This is a genomic window from Streptomyces polyrhachis (genome assembly GCF_042663125.1).
Taxonomy (GTDB): Bacteria; Actinomycetota; Actinomycetes; order Streptomycetales; family Streptomycetaceae; genus Streptomyces; species Streptomyces polyrhachii.
The window spans coordinates 34,237-53,055 of record NZ_JBHSZO010000024.1; the positions used below are offsets into that span (position 1 = coordinate 34,237).

Here is an 18,819-nt window from a genome sequence, read left to right on the forward strand (position 1 = left end):
CGGGAGTCCGATGAGCACCGTCCTGCTCCTCTCCACCGCCGACACCGACCTCCTCGCGGCCCGTGCCTCAGGCGCCCCGTACCGCATCGCCAATCCCGTACGGGTCGACGTCGCCGCCGAGTTGCCGGCGCTCCTCGCCGGCGCGGACCTGGTGGTCGTACGGCTGCTCGGCGGCAAGCGGGCCTGGGAGGACGGGCTGGCGGCGATCCGCGCGAGCGGCGTCCCGGCGGTGCTGCTGGGCGGGGAGTCCGTGCCGGACGCGGAGCTGATGGCGGAGTCGACCGTCCCGGCCGGGGTGGTGGCGCAGGCGCTGGCGTACCTGGTGGAGGGCGGGCCGGGGAACCTGGTGGAGCTGACGCGCTTCCTGTCCGACACGGTGCTGCTGACCGGGCACGGCTTCGCCGAGCCGCAGCGGATGCCGCAGTACGGGGTACGCGGGGCCCGTACCCGCGACGAGGCGCGGCCGACGGTCGGGGTGCTCTTCTACCGGGCGCACCAGCTCGCCGGGAACACCGCGTTCGTCGACACGCTGTGCGAGGCGGTCGAGGCGGCGGGGGCCAACGCGCTGCCGGTGTACTGCGCCTCCCTGCGCGGCGCGGACGAGGGGCTGTACGAACTCCTGGGCCGGGCGGACGTGTTGGTCACGACGGTGCTGGCCTCCGGCGGCACGGTCGCGGCGGACGCCTCCGCCGGCGGCGACGAGGAGGCGTGGGACATCGGCGCGCTGGCGGCGCTGGACGTACCCGTGCTGCAGGGCCTGTGCCTGACCTCCTCGCGCGCCGACTGGGCCGCCTCAGATGCCGCGCTGTCGCCGATGGACGCGGCGATGCAGGTGGCGATCCCGGAGTTCGACGGGCGGCTGGTCACCGTGCCGTTCTCCTTCAAGGAGGAGGGCCCCGACGGGGTGCCGGTGTACGTGGCGGACGCCGAGCGGGCGCGGCGCGTCGCGGGGATCGCGGTGCGCCACGCCCGCCTCGCGCACAAGCCGAACGCCGACAAGCGGATCGGGCTGGTCTTCACCGCCTATCCGACCAAGCACTCGCGGGTGGGCAACGCGGTGGGCCTGGACACGCCCGCCTCCGCGATCCGGGTCCTGGAGGCGCTGCGCGCGGCCGGCTACCGGGTGGACCAACCCCCGTCCGACGGCGACGAGTTGATCCACCGGCTGATCGCGGCCGGCGGGCACGACGTGGAGTGGCTGACCGAGGAGCAGCTCGCCGCCGCGCCGGCGCGGGTGCCGCTGAAGGACTACGAGGCGTGGTTCGCCACACTGGACCCGGCGCTGCGGGAGGCGATGACGGAGCACTGGGGGGAGCCGCCCGGCTCGCTCTACGTGGACGGCGACGACATCGTGCTGGCCTCGCTGCGGTTCGGGAACATCGTGGTGATGATCCAGCCGCCGCGCGGCTTCGGCGAGAACCCGATCGCCATCTACCACGACCCCGACATGCCGCCCTCGCACCACTACCTGGCCGCCTACCGCTGGCTGGACCGTACCTTCGGCGCGGACGCCGTGGTCCACATGGGCAAGCACGGCACGCTGGAGTGGCTGCCGGGCAAGGGGCTCGGCCTGTCGGGGGGCTGCGCGCCGGACGCGGTGCTGGGGGAGCTGCCGCTGATCTACCCCTTCATCGTCAACGACCCCGGCGAGGGCACCCAGGCCAAGCGGCGCGGGCACGCCACGGTCGTCGACCACCTCGTACCGCCGATGGCACGGGCCGACTCCTACGGCGACCTGGCCAAGCTGGAGCAACTCCTCGACGAGTACGCCCTGGTGAGCGACCTCGACCCGGCAAAGGCGCCGGCGGTGCGCTCGCAGATCTGGACGCTGGTGCGGGCCGCGGAGCTGCACCACGACCTGCACGTGGACGACCAGCCGGGCGAGGACGAGTTCGACGCGTTCGTCATGCACGTCGACGGCTGGCTCTGCGAGATCAAGGACGTGCAGATCCGCGACGGGCTGCACATCCTGGGCGCCGGTCCGGAGGGTGCGGCGCGGGTCAACCTGGCGCTGGCGGTGCTGCGTTCGGCGCAGATCTGGGGCGGGGTGGGCGGCGCGCTGCCGGGGCTGCGGGCGGCGCTGGCGGCCCATACGGGGCTGGTCGAGGCGGAGTTGCTGGCGGAACCGGGCGCGCGCGTCGACGTACCGAAGGAGCTGACGGCGCTGGCGGAGGGCCCCGCCCGGACCGCCTCCGACGCGGTGGACCTGCTGGAGCAGGTGGCGCGGCGGCTGGCCGAGGCGCTGGAGGCGCGGGACTGGGACCCGGCCGCGGTACGGCCGGTGGTGGCGGAGGTGCTGGGCGTCGAACTCCCGGACGCGGTCCGCGTGTTGGAGTTCGCCTGCACGGAGGTCGTGCCGCGCCTGGCCCGTACCACCGACGAGATCACGCACATCCTGCACGCCCTGGACGGCGGCTACGTCCCCGCCGGGCCCTCCGGCTCACCCACGCGCGGACTGGTCAACGTCCTGCCGACGGGCCGCAACTTCTACTCCGTGGACCCCAAGGCGATCCCCTCGCGGCTCTCCTGGGACGTGGGCAGCGCGCTCGCGGACTCCCTCCTCCAGCGCCATCTGGCCGACAACGGCGCCTATCCGCGCTCGGTGGGGCTGACCGTCTGGGGCACCTCGTGCATGCGCACGCAGGGCGACGACATCGCGGAGATCCTGGCGCTGCTGGGCTGCCGCCCGGTCTGGGACGACGCCTCGCGGCGGGTGACGGGCTTCGAGGTCGTGGACGCGGGCGAGTTGGGACGGCCGCGCATCGACGTCACCGTCCGCATCTCCGGCTTCTTCCGCGACGCCTTCCCGCACGTGGTGGCGCTGATCGACGACGCGGTGCGCACGGTCGCCGAGCTGGACGAGCCGGCCGAGGTCAACTACGTCCGCGCCCACGCCGACGAGGACACCGCCGTCCACGGCGACCGGCGGCGCGCGACGGCCCGTATCTTCGGCTCGAAGCCGGGCGCGTACGGGGCCGGGCTGCTGCCCCTGATCGACGCCCGCAACTGGCGCTCGGACGCGGACCTGGCCGAGGTCTACGCGGTCTGGGGCGGCTACGCCTACGGGCGCGGACTCGACGGGCGCCCGGCCCGGGGGGACATGGAGACGGCGTTCCGGCGCATCCAGGTGGCGGCGAAGAACGTCGACACGCGCGAGCACGACCTCATGGACGCCGACGACTACTTCCAGTACCACGGCGGGATGGTCGCGATGGTGCGCCATCTGACGGGGTCCAACCCCGAGGCGTACGTGGGGGATTCGGCTGTCCCCGACCAGGTGAAGACCCGCACGCTGGGCGAGGAGACGCACCGGGTCTTCCGGGCGCGGGTGGTCAATCCGCGCTGGATGAGCGCGATGAGAAGGCATGGCTACAAGGGTGCTTTCGAGATGGCCGCGACGGTCGACTACCTCTTCGGCTACGACGCCACGGCCGGCGTGGTGGACGACTGGATGTACGAGAAGCTCGCCGCCGCGTACGTCTTCGACGCCGAGAACCAGGACTTCATGAAGCGCTCCAACCCCTGGGCCCTGCGCGGCATCAGCGAACGCCTGCTGGAGGCGGCGGACCGGGGGCTGTGGGCCCGGCCGGACCCGTCGACCCTGGAGCGGCTCCGCGCGCTCTACCTCGAACTCGAAGGCGATCTGGAGGGCGGCGAATGACGCGCACGCCTCCGGCGCTCCCGCGCCCAGGAGAGGACCACTCTGTGACCACGTACCCCTTCCCAGCCGTCGTCGGCATGTCCGAACTACGGCTCGCGCTGCTGCTCAACGCCGTGTCCCCGCAGGTGGGCGGGGTCCTGGTGCGTGGAGAGAAGGGCACGGCCAAGTCGACCGTCGTCCGCGCACTCGCGGCGCTGCTGCCCGGGGTCGACGTCGTGCCCGGCTGCCGCTTCTCCTGCGACCCGGCCGCCCCCGACCCCGGGTGTCCGGACGGCGGGCACGAGAGCGCGGGCGGTACCGAACGCGCGGCGCGGATCGTGGAGTTGCCCGTCGGCGCCTCCGAGGACCGCCTCGTCGGCTCGCTGGACATCGAGCGGGCGCTCGCGGAGGGTGTGAAGGCCTTCGAGCCGGGACTGCTCGCGCGGGCCCATCGGGGCATCCTCTACGTGGACGAGGTCAACCTCCTGCACGATCATCTGGTCGACCTGCTGCTGGACGCCGCCGCGATGGGCTCCTCCTATGTGGAGCGCGAGGGCGTCTCGGTGCGCCACGCGGCGCGGTTCCTGCTCGTGGGCACCATGAATCCCGAAGAGGGCGAACTGCGACCGCAGTTGCTGGACCGCTTCGGCCTCACCGTCGAGGTCGCCGCCTCCCGCGAGCCGGAGGAGCGCGTCGAGGTCGTACGCCGCCGCCTCGCCTACGACGCCGATCCGGCGGCGTTCGCGGCGCGTTGGGCCGGCGAGGAGACCGCGCTGCGGGCGCGGATCGCCGCCGCTCGGGAGCTGCTGCCCTCCGTCGTGCTCGGTGACGCGGCGCTGCGGCAGATCGCGGCGACCTGCGCGGCCTTCGAGGTGGACGGGATGCGCGCCGACCTGGTGATGGCGCGCACCGCGCTGGCGCTCGCCGCCTGGGCCGGCCGTACGGACGTACTCGCGGAGGACGTCCGCCAGGCGGCGCTGCTGGCGCTCCCCCACCGGCGGCGGCGCAATCCCTTTGACGCGCCGGGGCTGGACGAGGAGAAGCTGGACGAGACACTGGCGGAGTTCGGCGCGGGCGACGACGGGGACGACGATCCGGAGCCGGACGGAGGGCCGGGGGGCTCTTCGCCCGACGACGGGGCCTCGGACGACGGGCCCTCGGACGGTCCGAGCGGAGACGCCCCGTCCGAGCCCGCGAGCGGTCAGCCGTCCGCGCCGACGAACCGCGCGGAGGACACGGAAGGCAGCGCACCCGGCGCAGAGGGCCGGGAGGACCAACCCACCGCCCCCACCGAGCCGTTCCGCGCCCGCCTCCTGGACGTCCCCGGCGTCGGCGAGGGCGCGGCGGGGCGCCGCTCGCGGGCCCGTACCGCCACCGGCCGCACCACCGGCGCCCGGCGCCCGCGCGGCACCCTCGGCACACTGCACCTCGCCGCCACCGTGCAGGCCGCAGCCCCGCACCAGCGGGCGCGCGGCCGGCGCGGCCCCGGTCTCGTCCTGCGCCGCGACGACCTGCGCGAGGCGGTGCGCGAGGGGCGCGAGTCCAACCTCGTCCTCTTCCTGGTCGACGCCTCCGGCTCGATGGCCGCCCGCCAGCGGATGGGCGCGGTGAAGGGCGCCGTGCTCTCGCTGCTGCTGGACGCCTACCAGCGCCGCGACAAGGTCGGCCTGATCACCTTCCGGGGCCGCGACGCGGAGCTGGTGCTGCCGCCGACCTCCTCGGTGGACACCGCCGCCGCGCGGCTGGAGCGGCTGGCGAGCGGGGGCCGCACCCCGCTGGCGGCGGGGCTGCTGGCGGCGCGCGAGGTGCTGCGGGTGGAGCGGCTGCGCGATCCGGCGCGACGGCCACTGCTGGTCGCGGTGACGGACGGCCGGGCGACGGACGCGCGGGCGGCGGGCGGCGGCGACCCGGTGGCCGCCGCAGGGCGTGCGGCGCGCCTCCTGGCAGCGGACGGTACGGCCTCGGTAGTGCTCGACTGCGAGTCCGGTCCGGTACGGCTGGGACTCGCCGGTGTGCTCGCGCGGGAGTTGCGGGCGAGCGCTGTCACGCTGGACGAGCTGCGCGCCGACCACGTGACCGCGCTGGTCCGCTCGACCGTCCACCAGCACGCCAACCACCCCGCCAACCACCCCGTGAGAAAGGCAGCTTGATGCCGAAGGGACAGCCGGACGCCGTACCGGAAGACGGTCTGACGACCCGTCAGCGACGCAACCGCCCGCTGGTCGTGGTCCACACGGGCGTGGGCAAGGGCAAGTCGACGGCCGCTTTCGGGCTGGCGCTGCGGGCCTGGAACCAGGGGTGGCCGATCGGGGTGTTCCAGTTCGTGAAGTCCGCGAAGTGGCGCGTGGGCGAGGAGCGCGCGCTGCGGGTGCTGGGCGACAGCGGCGAGGGCGGCTCGGTGGCCTGGCACAAGATGGGCGAGGGCTGGTCGTGGATCCAGCGCGAGGCCCGCGAGGGCGAGCTGTCCAACGAGGACAAGGCGCGGGAGGGCTGGGAGCAGGTCAAGCGCGATCTGGCGGCGGAGACGTACCGGCTGTACGTGCTGGACGAGTTCGTCTACCCGATGGTGTGGGGCTGGGTGGACACCGCCGAGGTGGTGGAGGTGCTGGCGAAGCGCCCGGGGACGCAGCACGTGGTGCTCACGGGCCGCAACGCCCCTGCCGAGCTGGTGGAGTTCGCTGACCTGGTGACCGACATGTCGAAGGTCAAGCACCCGATGGACGCCGGGCAGAAGGGCCAGCGGGGCATCGAATGGTGACAACTCCCGCCGCCGCCACGGCGGTTCCGCGCCTGGTCATCGCCGCGCCGTCCTCCGGCAGCGGCAAGACGACCGTGGCGACGGGCCTGATGGCGGCGTTCACCGGGGCCGGGCTGCGCGTCTCCCCGCACAAGGTGGGCCCCGACTACATCGACCCCGGCTACCACGCCCTGGCCACCGGCCGCCCGGGCCGCAACCTGGACGCGTACCTCTGCGGCCCGGAACTGATCGCACCGCTGTTCCTGCACGGGGCGGCGGGCGCGGACCTGGCGCTGGTCGAGGGCGTGATGGGCCTCTACGACGGCGCGGCGGGCGAAGGCGAACTGGCCTCGACGGCCCACGTGGCGAAGCTGCTCGCGGCCCCGGTGGTCCTGGTGGTGGACGCCGCCTCGCAGTCCCGCTCGGTGGCGGCCCTGGTCCACGGCTTCGCCTCCTGGGACACGGGCATCCGCCTGGGCGGCGTCATCCTGAACAAGGTCGCCTCGGACCGCCACGAGGAACTGCTGCGCGAGGCCCTGGACGAGTCGGGCGTCCCGGTCCTGGGTGCCCTCCGCCGCACCCCGGGCCTACAAACCCCCTCCCGCCACCTGGGCCTGATCCCGGTGGCGGAACGCCGCACGGAGGCCGAGGAGTCGCTACGAACCCTGGCGACCAGAGTCCGCGAGGGCTGCGACCTCCAGTCCCTACTGGCACTGGCGCACTCGGCACCGGCGCTGACGGGAAAGGCGTGGACCCCGGAGGAAGCACTGGGGGCAACCCTGTCACTCCCAGCCCGTCCGGCGTTTGAGGCCGAGGCGCGCAGCGCCGATCAGCCCGGCCGGCCCGCGGACGGAGTCCGCTCGACCAGCACAGCGAGGCCAGAGCTGCGAAGCAGCGATTCGGGGGGCCGGGGGCGCAGCCCCCGCAGCGTGACCCGACCCGTGATCGCCATCGCCGGCGGCCCCGCCTTCACCTTCTCGTACCCGGAACACGCCGAACTGCTGACCGCCGCCGGCGCAGACGTCATCCCCTTCGACCCCCTGCACGACACCGCCCTCCCGCCCGAGACCGCAGGTCTCATCCTCGGCGGCGGCTTCCCGGAGGCACACGCAGCGGAGCTGAGCGCCAACGACCGCCTGCGCAAAGCCGTATCAGACCTCGCCGCGTCCGGCGGCACCATCGCCGCCGAGTGCGCCGGCCTCCTCTACCTGACCCGCGACCTCGACGGCCACGCCATGTGCGGCGTCGTGGACGCCACCGCCCGCATGACCGACCGCCTCACCCTCGGCTACCGCGAGGCGGTCGCCCTCACGGACACCCCCCTGGCAGCCGCGGGCGAACGCGTCCGCGCCCACGAGTTCCACCGCACCACCTGCGACCCCCCATCGGGAGAGACCCCCGCCTGGGGCGTCGTCCGCCCCACCCGCGCGGTCGAGGGCTTCGCCCGGGGCAACGTCCACGCCTCCTACCTGCACACCCACTGGGCGGCGACGCCCCACACCGCTGCCCGCCTCGTCGAAAGCTGCCGCCCATGTCCCTCCCTCTGACGGTCCCCCGGCTGACCGGCGTCGGGGTCGGCCCCGGCGACCCCGACCTCATCACCGTGAAGGGCGTCCGCGCCCTGCGCGAGGCCGCCGTCGTCGTCGTACCGGTGATGGAGGACGCCGGGACGGGCCGCGCGGAGGCGACGGTGCTGCACCACACGCAGGCGGCGAAGGTCGTGCGGGTGGTGTTCGCACTGAACGAGCGCGAGGACCGCGCGCGCCGCGAGGCCGCCTGGGACGCGGCGGGCGAGCGCGTCGCGGCGCTGCTGCGGGAGCACGGCACGGTGGCGTTCGCGACGATCGGCGACCCCAACGTGTACTCGACGTTCACGTATCTCGCCCAGACGGTACGGGCGTTGGTGCCGGAGGTGGCGGTGGAGACCGTACCGGGCATCACCGCGATGCAGGACCTCGCGGCCCGCAGCGGCGCGGTGCTGACCGAGGGGACCGAGCCGCTGACCCTGATCCCCGTGACCGCGGGCGCGACGGCCCTGAAGGAGGCCCTGGAGGGGCCGGGGACGGTCGTGGCGTACAAGTTCGGGCGCCAGGCCGCGGAGGTGCGGGCCGCACTGGCGGCGACCGGGCGCCTCGCGGACGCCGTCTGGGGCTCGGCGCTGGGACTGCCGGGCGAATCCATCAGCCCGGCCGGGGAGTTGGGCGGCACACCGCTCCCCTACCTGTCGACGCTGATCGCGCCGGCCCGTCGTACACAACGCGGAGGAAAGCTGTGAGCGCGAACGGCAAGGTGACGATCGTCGGCGCCGGCCCCGGTGCGGCGGACCTGCTGACGCTGCGCGCCGCGCGCGCCATCGCCGAGGCGGACGTGGTGATCTGGGCGGCCAGCCTGGTGCAGGCGGAGGTGCTGGAGCACGCGCGGCCGGAAGCGGAGGTGCTGGACTCGGCGGCGCTGTCGCTGGAGGACGTGGTGGCGGTCTACGAGCGCGCCGCCCGCGAGGGGCTGCGCGTGGCCCGTATCCACTCCGGCGACCCGGCGCTGTGGGGCGGCACCCAGGAGCAGCTGGAGCGCTGTGCGGCGCTCGGTATCGCCACCGAGATCATCCCCGGCGTGTCGGCGTTCTCGGCGGTGGCGGCGCTGGTGGGGCGGGAGTTGACGATTCCCGAGGTGGCCCAGTCGGTGATCCTGACGCGGCTGGGCGGCGGGAAGACGCCGATGCCGCCCGGGGAGGAGGTCCGCGAGTTCGCCCGGCACGGGACGACGATGGCGGTGTTCCTCTCGGCTGCGCGCTCGGGGCAGCTGGCAGCGGAGCTGCTGGAGGGCGGATACGCGCCCGGGACGCCGGTGGTGGTGGCGTACCAGGCGACCTGGCCGGAGGAGCTCGTCGTGCGCTGCACGGTGGAGACGCTGGAGGCGACGGTCAAGGAGCACCGGCTGTGGAAGCACACGCTGTTCCTGGTCGGCCCGGCGCTCTCGGCCTCCGGGACGCGCTCGCACCTCTACCACCCCGGTCACTTCCACGGTTTCCGGCGCGCGGACCCGGCGGCGCGGCGGGCGCTGCGTGAACAGCGTGCCGTGAGCGCCGGGTTGAAGCCGGACTCGACGACGGACTCGACGACGGAGTTGACGACGGCATCGACAGCGGAGTCGACAACCGGACCGATGCCGAGGACCGCCCGTCGATGACGGCCGACGGCCCCGAACTCCGCGAGCCGGACCTGCCCCGCACGGCGAAGGTCCGGCCCAAGGCGCTGCGTACCGGCTGGACGACCGGCACCTGCGCCTCCGCCGCGACCCGCGCGGCCGTGCTGCATCTCGCCACGGGCGAGCCGCAGTCGTGGGTGGAGGTCGGGCTGCCGTCGGGGCGTCGGGTGACGTTCGCGGTGGAGCGGGCCGAGGAGCTGCGGCCGGGGCGGACGCAGGCCGTGGTGGTGAAGGACGCCGGCGACGATCCGGACGTGACGCACGGGGCGCACCTGACGGCGACGGCGAGTTGGGCCACGGCGCCGGGTCTGGAGCTGCACGGCGGTGTGGGCGTCGGCGTGGTGACGAAGCCGGGGCTGGGCCTGGAGCTGGGCGGTCCGGCGATCAATCCCGTGCCGCGCCGGATGATCACGCAGGCGGTGGGAGAGGTCGTGGACCTGGCCGCGCGCGGGGTGGAGGTCACCATCAGCGTGCCGGACGGCGAGCAGCGGGCGCGTAAGACGACGAACGCCAAGTTGGGCATTCTGGGTGGCATTTCGATCCTGGGGACGACGGGCATCGTGCGCCCCTTCTCCACCGCCTCCTGGCGGGCGAGCGTCGAGCAGGCGGTCGCGGTGGCGGCGGCGCAGGGCGAGCCGGCGGTGGTGCTGTGCACGGGCGGGCGCACCGAGCGCGGGGCGATGGCGCTGCTGCCGGGGCTGCCCGCGGTGTGCTTCATCGAGGTGGGCGACTTCACGGGCGCGGCACTGCGGCGGGCGGTGGAGCACGGCGTACGGCGGGTGGTGTTCGTCGGGATGGTCGGCAAGCTGACCAAGCTGGCCTCCGGGGTGCTGATGACGCACTACACCCGCTCGAAGGTGGACACCTCGGTGCTGGCGGAGATCACCCTCGCCGTCGGCGGCGGGGAGGCGCTGGCCGAGGACGTGGCGGCGGCGAACACCGCGCGCCACGCGTACGAACTCTGGGACGGCGCCGGTCTGTTGGAGACGGCGGGGCTGGAGCTGTGCCGCCGGGTGGTGGGCGTGCTGGAGCGCTTCACCGACGGCGTGGTGGCGGCGGAGGCGGCGATGGTGGACTTCACGGGGCAGCGGGTGACGGCCTCGGCGGGGGGCGTGCTGCTGCCGGACGGCGGTCGACTGGCGCTGGACGAAGGCGCGTTCCGGCCGTGGGCGCACGGCGAGGGGCGGCCGGGCGGCGTGGACGGGGGGCGGCCGTCGTGATCACCGTCATAGGCATGGGTACGGGCACGCCTCCCCCGCGACTGGGCGAGGCGGTGCTCGTGGTGGGCGCGGCGCGCCACCTGCGGGCGGCGGTGCTGCCCCCGGCCGCCGAGGAGCTCGTCCTGGGCCCGCTCGCCCCGGCGTTGGAGCGGATAGCCGCCGTGGGCGCGGCCCCGGTGACCGTGCTGGCCTCGGGCGATCCCGGCTTCTTCGGGATCGTACGGGCCCTCGCGGACCGTTTCGGCACGGCGGCCCTCGACATCCGCCCGGCCGCCCCCTCGGTCGCGGTGGCCTTCGCGCGCCTGGGACTGCCCTGGGACGACGCGGCGGTGGTCAGCGCGCACGGCCGTGAGCTGCGCACGGCGGCGAACGTCTGCCGGGCGCGCCCGAAGACGGCCGTGCTGACCGGACCGGGCGCCGGGCCGGCGGAGTTGGGGGCGGCGCTGGCCGGCACGGGGCGCGTCCTCGTCGTCTGCGAGGCCCTCGGCACCCCCGGCGAGCGGCTGCACCGCCTCACCCCCGCCGAGGCGGCGGCGCGCGACTGGTCGGGCGGCCCGGTGAACCTGGTGCTGTGCCTGGACGAGACGCGCACCGTGGCCCCCGCCCAGCGGACGATCGCCGGATCCGGCGCCGGGATATCCCAATGGGCGCTGCCCGAGGACGACTTCGCCCACCGCGACAGCATGATCACCAAGTACGAGGTGCGGGCGCTGGCCCTGGCCCGCCTCGGGCCCCGGCTCGGGGACCTGGTGTGGGACGTGGGCGCCGGGTCCGGGTCCGTCGCGGTGGAGTGCGCGCGGCTGGGCGCGGCGGCGATCGCGGTGGAGCAGAGCCCGGACGGCACGGCCCGCATCCGCGCCAACGCGGCGGCGCACGGCGTGGACGTCGAGGTGGTCGAGGGCAAGGCGCCGGACGTACTGGCCGAACTTCCCGACCCTGACGCGGTGTTCATCGGCGGTGGCGGCGCGGAGCTGCCGCGCATCACGGCTGCGGCGGCGCGAAGGGCGCGGCGGGCGGTGGTGGTGACGCTGGCCGCGCTGGACCGCGTACCGGCGGTGCGAAAGGCCCTGTCGGGGGCGGGGCTCGCGGTGGACGGGGTGCAGTTGCAGTCCGCGCGGCTGGCCCCGCTGCCCGGCGAGGTGACCCGACTGGCCGCGACGAACCCGGTGTTCGTCCTGTGGGGGCTGCGGCCTGCGACTTCCCCCGTACGAAACGCACACGCACGAAACGAAGGAGATCCCTCGTGATCGGCCTCATCTCCGCCACCGCCGCCGGCGCGGCGGCCCGCGACCGGCTGGCGGCAGCCTGGCCCGACCGCACCCGGGTCTACGACGGTCCGGTGCGCGCCTCGGTGGAGCGCGCCTTCGCCGAGTGCGACCAGGTGGTCTGCTTCCTGGCGACCGGCGCGGCGGTACGCCTCCTCGCGCCCCTCCTGGCGGACAAGCACACCGACCCCGGCGTGGTCTGCGTGGACGAGGCCGGGCGGCACGCGGTGGCGCTGCTCGGCGGCCACGAGGGCGGCGCGAACGCGCTCGCCGCTCAGGTGGCGGCCCAACTCCCGGGCTGCGCACCGGTGATCACGACGGCGACGGACGCGGTGGACGTACCGGGGCTGGACACCCTCGGGTGGCCGGTCGAGGGGGAGGTCGCGGCGGTCGTACGGGCGATGCTCGACGGGGAGCCGGTGGCGCTGCGCGCGGACGCGGTGTGGCCGCTGCCGGCGTTCCCGGCGAACGTGGGACCGGACGGCGCGTCCGCGCTGCTGGTGACCGACCGGCTCGTGGCGCCGGCGCCCCGGCAGGCGGTGCTGCGCCCGCCGTCGCTGATCGTGGGCGTCGGCGGCAGCAGGGGTGTCCCCGAGGCGGAGGTGCTGGAGCTGATCGAGGCGGCGCTCGCGGAGGCCGGCCTGTCGCGGGCCTCGGTGGCCGCGCTGGCGACGGTGGACGCGAAGGCCGACGAGGCGGGGATCGCCGCGGCGGCCGAACGGCTCGGCGTACCCCTGCGCACCCACCCGGCCTCCGACCTGGCAGCGGTGGAGGTGCCCAACCCCTCCCCCGCCCCCCTGGCAGCGGTCGGCACGCCCAGCGTGGCGGAGGCGGCAGCCCTGCGGGACGCCGGCCCCGGAGCCGAACTCCTCGTCCCCAAACGGAAGTCGACGCCGCCCGACCGCCCCGCGATGGCGACCTGCGCGATAGCCCGCCGCCGCCCCCGGGGCCGCCTCGCGGTCGTCGGCCTGGGCCCCGGCGCCCGTGACCTCCTCACCCCGCGCGCGACGGCGGAGCTGCGCCGCGCCTCGGTGGTCGTCGGCCTGGACCAGTACGTCGACCAGATCCGCGACCTGCTGCGCCCCGGCACCCGCCTGCTGGAGTCGGGCCTGGGCGCGGAGGAGGCCCGCGCCCTCAGCGCGGTGGCGGAGGCACGTACGGGCCACGCGGTAGCCCTGATAGGCAGCGGCGACGCGGGCGTCTACGCGATGGCCTCCCCGGCGCTGGCGGCGGCGACCACGGACATCGACGTGATCGGCGTCCCGGGCGTCACGGCGGCCCTCGCGGCAGCGGCCCTCCTGGGCGCCCCCCTGGGCCACGACCACGTCTCGATCAGCCTCTCGGACCTGCACACGCCATGGGAGGTGATCGAACGCCGAGTCCGCGCAGCAGCAGCCTCGGACCTGGTGGTGACGTTCTACAACCCCCGCAGCCGCGGCCGCGACTGGCAACTCCCCGCAGCCCTGAAGCACTTGGCAGAACACCGCCCCCCCACCACCCCGGTAGGCATAGTCCGCAACGCCTCCCGCCCGGACGAGTCAACCCGCATCACCACACTGGCGGACCTGGACCCGACGACGGTGGACATGATGACGGTGGTGACGGTAGGCAACACGGCAACGCGCATGGTGGCCACCCGCATGGTGACCCCAAGGGGCTACCGGTGGCAGTCATGACGAACACTCCCCGTCCCGACCACCCCACTCCAGCCCGGCCGACGCTTGAAGCCAGAACGCACAACACACCCCCAGCCCGGCCGGCGCTTGAGGCCAGAGCTGCGAAGCAGCGATCCGGGGGCCCGGGGGCGCAGCCCCCGCAGCGCAACGCACCCCTAGCCCGGCCGGCGTTTGAGGCCATGGCGCGAAGCGCCATCCCAGCCCGGCCGGCGCTTGAGGCCGAGGCGCGAAGCGCCGACGAGCCCGGCCGGCGTTTGAGGCCGGAGGCGCGAAGCGCCGACCCGGGGGCCCGGGGGCGCAGCCCCCGCAGCGCAACGCGCCCAGCGGTACACGTAACCCCCCGCTGCGCGGGCTGCGGTGCGTGCCTCCTCACCTGCCCCACCCACGCCATCCGCCCCACCGCCGGCACCCTCACCATCCGCGAGGACCTCTGCACAGGCTGCCTGGAGTGCATAGACGTCTGCCCCGTGGACGCGATAGAGGAGCTACCCCTCCCCCCCACCCCCCCTTCCAGGAGCCCGAGATGAGGACCACCGTCCACCCCATCGAGCAGGAGTCCTTCCGAAGGCTCCGCACCCGCCTGGACACCTCCCCCCTCCCCCCGCTCACCCGCGCGGTCGTGGAGCGGGTCATCCACTCCAGCGCGGACCTCGCCTACGCACAGGACCTCGTCTGCGACGAACGCACCCTCGCAGCCGCCCACCGCGCCCTGCACGAAGCCGCCGCCCCCATCGTCGCGGACGTCGAAATGGTCGCGGCGGGCATCACCGCCCGCAGCGCGCTCTGCCGCGTACGCGACGCGAAGTCGACCCCCGACCTGACCCGTTCCGCCCACGCGATCCGCCTGGCGTACGAGGAGGTCGGCCCGGGAGCGGTCTGGGTGATCGGCTGCGCCCCCACCGCCCTGGAGGAGCTGATCACCCTGGACGCCGCCCCCGCCCTGGTGATCGGCCTCCCCGTCGGCTTCGTCGGCGCGGCGGAGAGCAAGGCGGCCCTGCGCGAAAGCGGACTGCCGGCGGTCAGCAACATCTCGGAGAAGGGCGGCTCAGCAGTAGCCGCGGCGGCCCTGAACGCCCTCCTCTACACCGCACTACCGACCGAAGCACCCCCGACCCGACCCCGCACCACCGTGCCCCGGGCACCCCGCACCACCGTTGAGGAGACCGCATGACCCCCCAGCCCCCGCCCGCGCTGCTCATCGCCGGCCACGGCACCCGCGACGAGGCGGGCGCGGCGGCGTTCCGCGCCTTCGTCTCCCAACTTGCCTCCGACAACCCGGAGTTGCCGGTCGCTGGCGGATTCATCGAGCTGTCCCCGCCCCCGCTGGGCGAGGCGGTGGCGGGTCTCGTCGCCCAGGGCGTACGCCGCTTCGCCGCCGTCCCGCTGATGCTCGTCTCGGCCGGCCACGCCAAGGGCGACATACCGGCGGCGCTGGCCCGCGAGCGCGAGCGCCACCCCGGGCTGACGTACTCCTACGGCCGCCCGCTGGGCCCGCACCCGGCGCTGCTGAGCGTGCTGGAGCGGCGGATCGACGAGGCCCTGTCCGGGGCGGACCGCGCGACGACGACGGTGCTGCTGGTCGGCCGGGGCTCAACGGACCCGGACGCGAACGCGGAGGTGCACAAGGCGGCGCGGCTGCTGTGGGAGGGGCGCGGCTACGCGGGCGTGGAGACGGCGTTCGTCTCGCTGGCCGCGCCGGACGTCCCCGCCGGCCTGGAGCGCTGCCGCCGGCTGGGCGCGGGCCGGATCGTCGTCCTGCCGTACTTCCTCTTCACCGGCATCCTCCCGGACCGGGTCCGCGAGCAGACCACGCGGTGGGCGGAGGCGAACCCGTCGCTGGACGTCCGTACGGCCGAAGTGATCGGCGCGGAACCGGAGTTGGCATCCCTCGTCATGGAGCGCTACCGGGAGGCCCTGACCGGAGACCTCCGCATGAACTGCGACACCTGCGTCTACCGCATCGCCCTGCCCGGCTTCGCGGAGAAGGTGGGCGCCCCCCAGCAGCCGCACTACCACCCGGACGAGGACGGGAGCGGCCACCACCACGCCCACCACCCGCACCACGGCGGCCACGCCCATGCGCACTGACGCCCGACCGGGCCCCCACGCCCCCCACGACCTGCGCCACCACGGCGACGCGGAGGTCCGCGAGGCCCGCCCCGCCACCGACCTGGCGGTGAACGTCCGCGCGCACACCCCGCCGCCCTGGCTGAAGGAGCGCCTGATCGCCTCCCTCGACGAGGTGGCGGCGTACCCGGACGGCACCCGCGCCCGCGCGGCGGTGGCGGCGCGCCACGACCTGCCCCCGGACCACGTGCTGCTGACGGCGGGCGCGGCGGAGGCGTTCGTCCTGATCGCCCGATCCGTACGGACGGTCCAACCCACCGTCATCCACCCGCAGTTCACGGAGCCGGAGGCGGCCCTGCGAGATGCCGGCCACCGGGTCCACCGCGTCCTGCTCCACCCGGAGAACGGCTTCTGCCTGGACCCGGCGGCGATCCCGGATTCGGCGGACCTGCTGGTGCTAGGCAACCCCACCAACCCGACCTCGATCCTGCACCGGGCCGAGGCGATAGCCTCCCTCGCCCGGAAAGGCCGCACCCTGGTGGTGGACGAGGCGTTCATGGACGCGGTCCCGGACGAGCCGGAGTCGCTGGCCCCCCTCGTCGGCCACCTCCCGGGCCTGATCGTCCTGCGCAGCCTGACGAAGACCTGGGGCCTGGCGGGCCTGCGCATCGGCTACGCCCTGGCGACCCCCGCCGACCTGGCCCCTCTGCTCCGGGCCCAGCCCCTGTGGCCGGTGTCGACTCCCGCCCTGGCGGCGGCACAAGCCTGCTCCACCCCCGAAGCCCGAGCCGAAGCGACGAAAGCGGCCCACGAAACAGCCGCGGACCGCGCCTACCTCCTGGACCGCCTAGGCCGCTTCCCCACCCTCACCCCCGTTACCCCGCCCGCGGCCCCCTTCGTCCTCCTCCACACCCCCGACGCCGACAACCTGCGCCTGCACCTACGCACCCACGGCATAGCGGTCCGCCGAGGCGACACCTTCCCCGGCCTGGACGCGAACTGGCTCCGCCTGGCAGTCCGCGACCGCACCACAACGGACCGCCTGACGGCGGCGCTGGCCGAGCACACGGAGCACGCGCGCACCCCCGATCCCCGCAACAGGCAAGAGACACTTACCGGTTCCCTGCAGAAAAGTTCACTGGTGCCGCACACTCCCCCTCCGGGAGAATCGCACCCATGATCACACCGGACACCAAGGACTGGACCTGGGTCCTCCAGCGCCCCTGCGAGGAGTGCGGCTTCGACGCCTCCGCGGTCCCCAGGGAGCAGGTCGCCGACCTCCTGCGCCGCACGGCCCCCTTGTGGGAGGAGGTACTGACCCGCCCGGACGTACGCCGTCGGCCGCGCGCGGACGTCTGGTCACCGCTGGAGTACGCCTGCCACGTACGCGACGTCCACGACGTCTACGCGCGGCGCCTGCACCTGATGCTCACCGAGGACAACCCGCACTACCCCAACTGGGACCAGGACGCCACGGCCGTGGCGGAGGACTACGCGGCCCAGGACCCGGCGACCGTGGCCCGCGCCCTGACCGCGAACGCCCACCACCTGGCGGACGCCTTCGCCAAGGTGACCGGCGACCAGTGGGCCCGCACGGGCCTGCGCAGCGACGGAGCGTCCTTCACGGTGGAGACCTTCGCCCGCTACTTCATCCACGACCCCCTCCACCACCTCCACGACGTCGGCGCCCCCCTCCCCTGACGAGAAGGCCGGAATTTTCACTGTACCGAATTAAGTACACTTGTGGTACCGTTTTGAGTACGCTTCTGTAGGGACTGGCGACGTGCACGGGAGGAACCCATGACCATCAACGCAAGCGAAGCGCGCAAGGACTTCTTCGGCCTGATCCGTCGCGTCACCGAAGACCACGCGCCCGAGCGCGTCACGTCGAAGGCGGGCACCGTCGTGATCATGTCCGAGGAGGACTACAACGCCTGGGAGGAGACGATGTACCTGCTGCGCTCCCCCCGCAACGCCGCCCGCCTCATGCGCTCCATCGAGCAGATGGACGCCGGACGCGGCACCGTACGGGACCTCATCGACACGGAGGACGCGTGAAGACGTCGTTCTCGGACGACGGGTGGGAGGACTACACCCACTGGGCCGACACCGACCGCAAGACGCTCCGCAGGGTCAACGACCTCATCAAGGAGATCAAGCGGACCCCCTTCGAAGGCAGGGGCAAGCCCGAACCGCTGAAAGGGAACCTGTCCGGCTGGTGGTCGCGCCGCATCACGCAGGAACGCCGGCTGGTCTACCGCGTCACCGACTCCGACGGCCTGGAGATCATCCAGGCCCGCGACCACTACTGACGCGAGGAAAGACACCGCCGCCTTGCGGAACTCGCTCGCCCGCTTCAGCTCGACGTCCTCCTTCTTCAGCGCCTTGAACTGGGCGGATTCCTCGCTGGTCGCCCCCGACCGGATACCGGAATCGATCCGGTTCTGCCGCACCCACTTGCACAGCGTCTCGGTCGAACCGATGCCCAGCTTCTGGGCGCCCCTACCACTACGTACTGACGACGGGATCGCGGCGACGGTCGCCTGATGCCTCGCGCCCTCGCGCACCCGGCGTCGCTAGCGGATCTTCTTGAAGTCGGTCCGCACCGTCACCGGAACCCCGGCGATCGAGAAACCGATCTCCTCACCGAACCGGTAGGGCACGGCCGAGGTGTACTCATCGCCCTTCGGCTCCCGGTAGAGCACACACTCCCCGGTCAGCACGTCCACGATCAGATACGTCGAAATCCCGCGCGCCGCGTATTGATTGAGCTTGCGCCCGTAGTCCTGCCCGACCGTCGAGCGCGAAACGCTCTCGGCGACGAAGTGCACATGCTTCTGATCGACGTAGGCGTCCGCCGGACCGAGTACACCCGCATCCACCACCAGCACATCCGGCTCGGGCGTATAGCCGTCCATCTCCGGCAGCACACCCTTGTCCCGCGTGACATGCAGAGAGGTCCGTGCTTGTGCGCTGACGTCCGCCGGTGTTGCCGTCACTACTGCCATCA

General features: G+C 74.0%; 17 protein-coding genes. 16 read left to right on the forward strand and 1 reads right to left on the reverse strand.

The features are described from left to right. Positions 1–10: 10 nt before the first annotated feature. The 16 genes from cobN to ACFQLX_RS16475 all read left to right on the forward strand — a co-directional run bounded on the left by cobN (position 11) and on the right by ACFQLX_RS16475 (position 18,121). The gene (cobN, locus tag ACFQLX_RS16400) at positions 11–3,661 is read left to right on the forward strand and encodes a cobaltochelatase subunit CobN (RefSeq protein WP_386415743.1); all 3,651 of its coding nucleotides are present in this window, start codon (positions 11–13) and stop codon (positions 3,659–3,661) included. Next, the gene (locus tag ACFQLX_RS16405; protein WP_386415745.1) at positions 3,658–5,790 is read left to right on the forward strand and encodes a putative cobaltochelatase; all 2,133 of its coding nucleotides are present in this window, start codon (positions 3,658–3,660) and stop codon (positions 5,788–5,790) included. The genes cobN and ACFQLX_RS16405 overlap by 4 nt, the downstream gene beginning before the upstream one ends. After that, entirely contained in the window at positions 5,790–6,398 is a 609-nt protein-coding gene (gene cobO, locus ACFQLX_RS16410) for a cob(I)yrinic acid a,c-diamide adenosyltransferase (RefSeq protein WP_386415747.1), read from the forward strand. Before ACFQLX_RS16405 ends, cobO begins: the two co-directional genes overlap by 1 nt. Beyond that, positions 6,392–7,924, forward strand: coding sequence for a cobyrinate a,c-diamide synthase (locus ACFQLX_RS16415; RefSeq protein WP_386415749.1), 1,533 nt, complete (start codon positions 6,392–6,394; stop codon positions 7,922–7,924). The genes cobO and ACFQLX_RS16415 overlap by 7 nt, the downstream gene beginning before the upstream one ends. Next, on the forward strand, positions 7,909–8,652 hold the full coding sequence (cobI, locus tag ACFQLX_RS16420; protein ID WP_386415750.1) for a precorrin-2 C(20)-methyltransferase: 744 nt from the start codon (positions 7,909–7,911) through the stop codon (positions 8,650–8,652). Before ACFQLX_RS16415 ends, cobI begins: the two co-directional genes overlap by 16 nt. Continuing rightward, positions 8,649–9,563, forward strand: coding sequence for a precorrin-4 C(11)-methyltransferase (cobM, locus tag ACFQLX_RS16425; protein WP_386415752.1), 915 nt, complete (start codon positions 8,649–8,651; stop codon positions 9,561–9,563). The genes cobI and cobM overlap by 4 nt, the downstream gene beginning before the upstream one ends. Then, the gene (locus ACFQLX_RS16430; protein ID WP_386415753.1) at positions 9,560–10,801 is read left to right on the forward strand and encodes a cobalt-precorrin-5B (C(1))-methyltransferase; all 1,242 of its coding nucleotides are present in this window, start codon (positions 9,560–9,562) and stop codon (positions 10,799–10,801) included. The genes cobM and ACFQLX_RS16430 overlap by 4 nt, the downstream gene beginning before the upstream one ends. Further along, entirely contained in the window at positions 10,798–12,048 is a 1,251-nt protein-coding gene (gene cbiE / locus ACFQLX_RS16435; protein WP_386415755.1) for a precorrin-6y C5,15-methyltransferase (decarboxylating) subunit CbiE, read from the forward strand. The genes ACFQLX_RS16430 and cbiE overlap by 4 nt, the downstream gene beginning before the upstream one ends. Then, positions 12,045–13,742, forward strand: a complete 1,698-nt coding sequence (cobJ, locus tag ACFQLX_RS16440) for a precorrin-3B C(17)-methyltransferase (RefSeq protein WP_386415757.1) — start codon at positions 12,045–12,047, stop codon at positions 13,740–13,742. The genes cbiE and cobJ overlap by 4 nt, the downstream gene beginning before the upstream one ends. Positions 13,743–13,921: 179 nt before the next feature. Then, complete coding sequence (locus ACFQLX_RS16445; RefSeq protein WP_386415760.1) at positions 13,922–14,269, forward strand: DUF362 domain-containing protein; 348 nt, start codon at positions 13,922–13,924, stop codon at positions 14,267–14,269. Further along, complete coding sequence (locus tag ACFQLX_RS16450) at positions 14,266–14,913, forward strand: precorrin-8X methylmutase (protein WP_386415762.1); 648 nt, start codon at positions 14,266–14,268, stop codon at positions 14,911–14,913. The genes ACFQLX_RS16445 and ACFQLX_RS16450 overlap by 4 nt, the downstream gene beginning before the upstream one ends. Then, positions 14,910–15,830, forward strand: coding sequence for a sirohydrochlorin chelatase (locus ACFQLX_RS16455; protein ID WP_386415763.1), 921 nt, complete (start codon positions 14,910–14,912; stop codon positions 15,828–15,830). Before ACFQLX_RS16450 ends, ACFQLX_RS16455 begins: the two co-directional genes overlap by 4 nt. Continuing rightward, a complete protein-coding gene (cobC, locus tag ACFQLX_RS16460; protein ID WP_386415766.1) occupies positions 15,820–16,989 on the forward strand; it encodes an Rv2231c family pyridoxal phosphate-dependent protein CobC in 1,170 nt (389 codons plus the stop codon). The genes ACFQLX_RS16455 and cobC overlap by 11 nt, the downstream gene beginning before the upstream one ends. Beyond that, on the forward strand, positions 16,986–17,510 hold the full coding sequence (locus ACFQLX_RS16465; RefSeq protein ID WP_386415767.1) for a DinB family protein: 525 nt from the start codon (positions 16,986–16,988) through the stop codon (positions 17,508–17,510). Before cobC ends, ACFQLX_RS16465 begins: the two co-directional genes overlap by 4 nt. A 99-nt stretch (positions 17,511–17,609) precedes the next feature. Then, positions 17,610–17,867 (forward strand): type II toxin-antitoxin system Phd/YefM family antitoxin, encoded by a 258-nt coding sequence (locus ACFQLX_RS16470; RefSeq protein WP_386415768.1) that lies wholly within the window; start codon positions 17,610–17,612, stop codon positions 17,865–17,867. Beyond that, on the forward strand, positions 17,864–18,121 hold the full coding sequence (locus ACFQLX_RS16475) for a Txe/YoeB family addiction module toxin (RefSeq protein ID WP_386415771.1): 258 nt from the start codon (positions 17,864–17,866) through the stop codon (positions 18,119–18,121). The genes ACFQLX_RS16470 and ACFQLX_RS16475 overlap by 4 nt, the downstream gene beginning before the upstream one ends. A 264-nt stretch (positions 18,122–18,385) precedes the next feature. On the opposite strand, the gene ACFQLX_RS16480 is transcribed toward ACFQLX_RS16475, so the two are convergent. Continuing rightward, a complete protein-coding gene (locus tag ACFQLX_RS16480) occupies positions 18,386–18,817 on the reverse strand; it encodes a Uma2 family endonuclease (protein ID WP_386415772.1) in 432 nt (143 codons plus the stop codon). Positions 18,818–18,819 lie beyond the last annotated feature (2 nt).

What these genes read in the sequence shown, in the direction of transcription:
- ACFQLX_RS16415 (WP_386415749.1), top strand. Translation starts at nt 6,392, where the DNA reads ATGGTGACAACTCCCGCCGCCGCCACGGCGGTTCCGCGCCTGGTCATC.
- ACFQLX_RS16450 (WP_386415762.1), top strand. Translation starts at nt 14,266, where the DNA reads ATGAGGACCACCGTCCACCCCATCGAGCAGGAGTCCTTCCGAAGGCTC.
- ACFQLX_RS16445 (WP_386415760.1), top strand. Translation starts at nt 13,922, where the DNA reads ATGGCGCGAAGCGCCATCCCAGCCCGGCCGGCGCTTGAGGCCGAGGCG.
- ACFQLX_RS16405 (WP_386415745.1), top strand. Translation starts at nt 3,658, where the DNA reads ATGACGCGCACGCCTCCGGCGCTCCCGCGCCCAGGAGAGGACCACTCT.
- ACFQLX_RS16480 (WP_386415772.1), bottom strand. Translation starts at nt 18,817, where the DNA reads ATGGCAGTAGTGACGGCAACACCGGCGGACGTCAGCGCACAAGCACGG.
- cobI (WP_386415750.1), top strand. Translation starts at nt 7,909, where the DNA reads ATGTCCCTCCCTCTGACGGTCCCCCGGCTGACCGGCGTCGGGGTCGGC.
- cobO (WP_386415747.1), top strand. Translation starts at nt 5,790, where the DNA reads ATGCCGAAGGGACAGCCGGACGCCGTACCGGAAGACGGTCTGACGACC.
- cobN (WP_386415743.1), top strand. Translation starts at nt 11, where the DNA reads ATGAGCACCGTCCTGCTCCTCTCCACCGCCGACACCGACCTCCTCGCG.
- ACFQLX_RS16470 (WP_386415768.1), top strand. Translation starts at nt 17,610, where the DNA reads ATGACCATCAACGCAAGCGAAGCGCGCAAGGACTTCTTCGGCCTGATC.
- cobC (WP_386415766.1), top strand. Translation starts at nt 15,820, where the DNA reads ATGCGCACTGACGCCCGACCGGGCCCCCACGCCCCCCACGACCTGCGC.
- ACFQLX_RS16465 (WP_386415767.1), top strand. Translation starts at nt 16,986, where the DNA reads ATGATCACACCGGACACCAAGGACTGGACCTGGGTCCTCCAGCGCCCC.
- ACFQLX_RS16430 (WP_386415753.1), top strand. Translation starts at nt 9,560, where the DNA reads ATGACGGCCGACGGCCCCGAACTCCGCGAGCCGGACCTGCCCCGCACG.
- ACFQLX_RS16455 (WP_386415763.1), top strand. Translation starts at nt 14,910, where the DNA reads ATGACCCCCCAGCCCCCGCCCGCGCTGCTCATCGCCGGCCACGGCACC.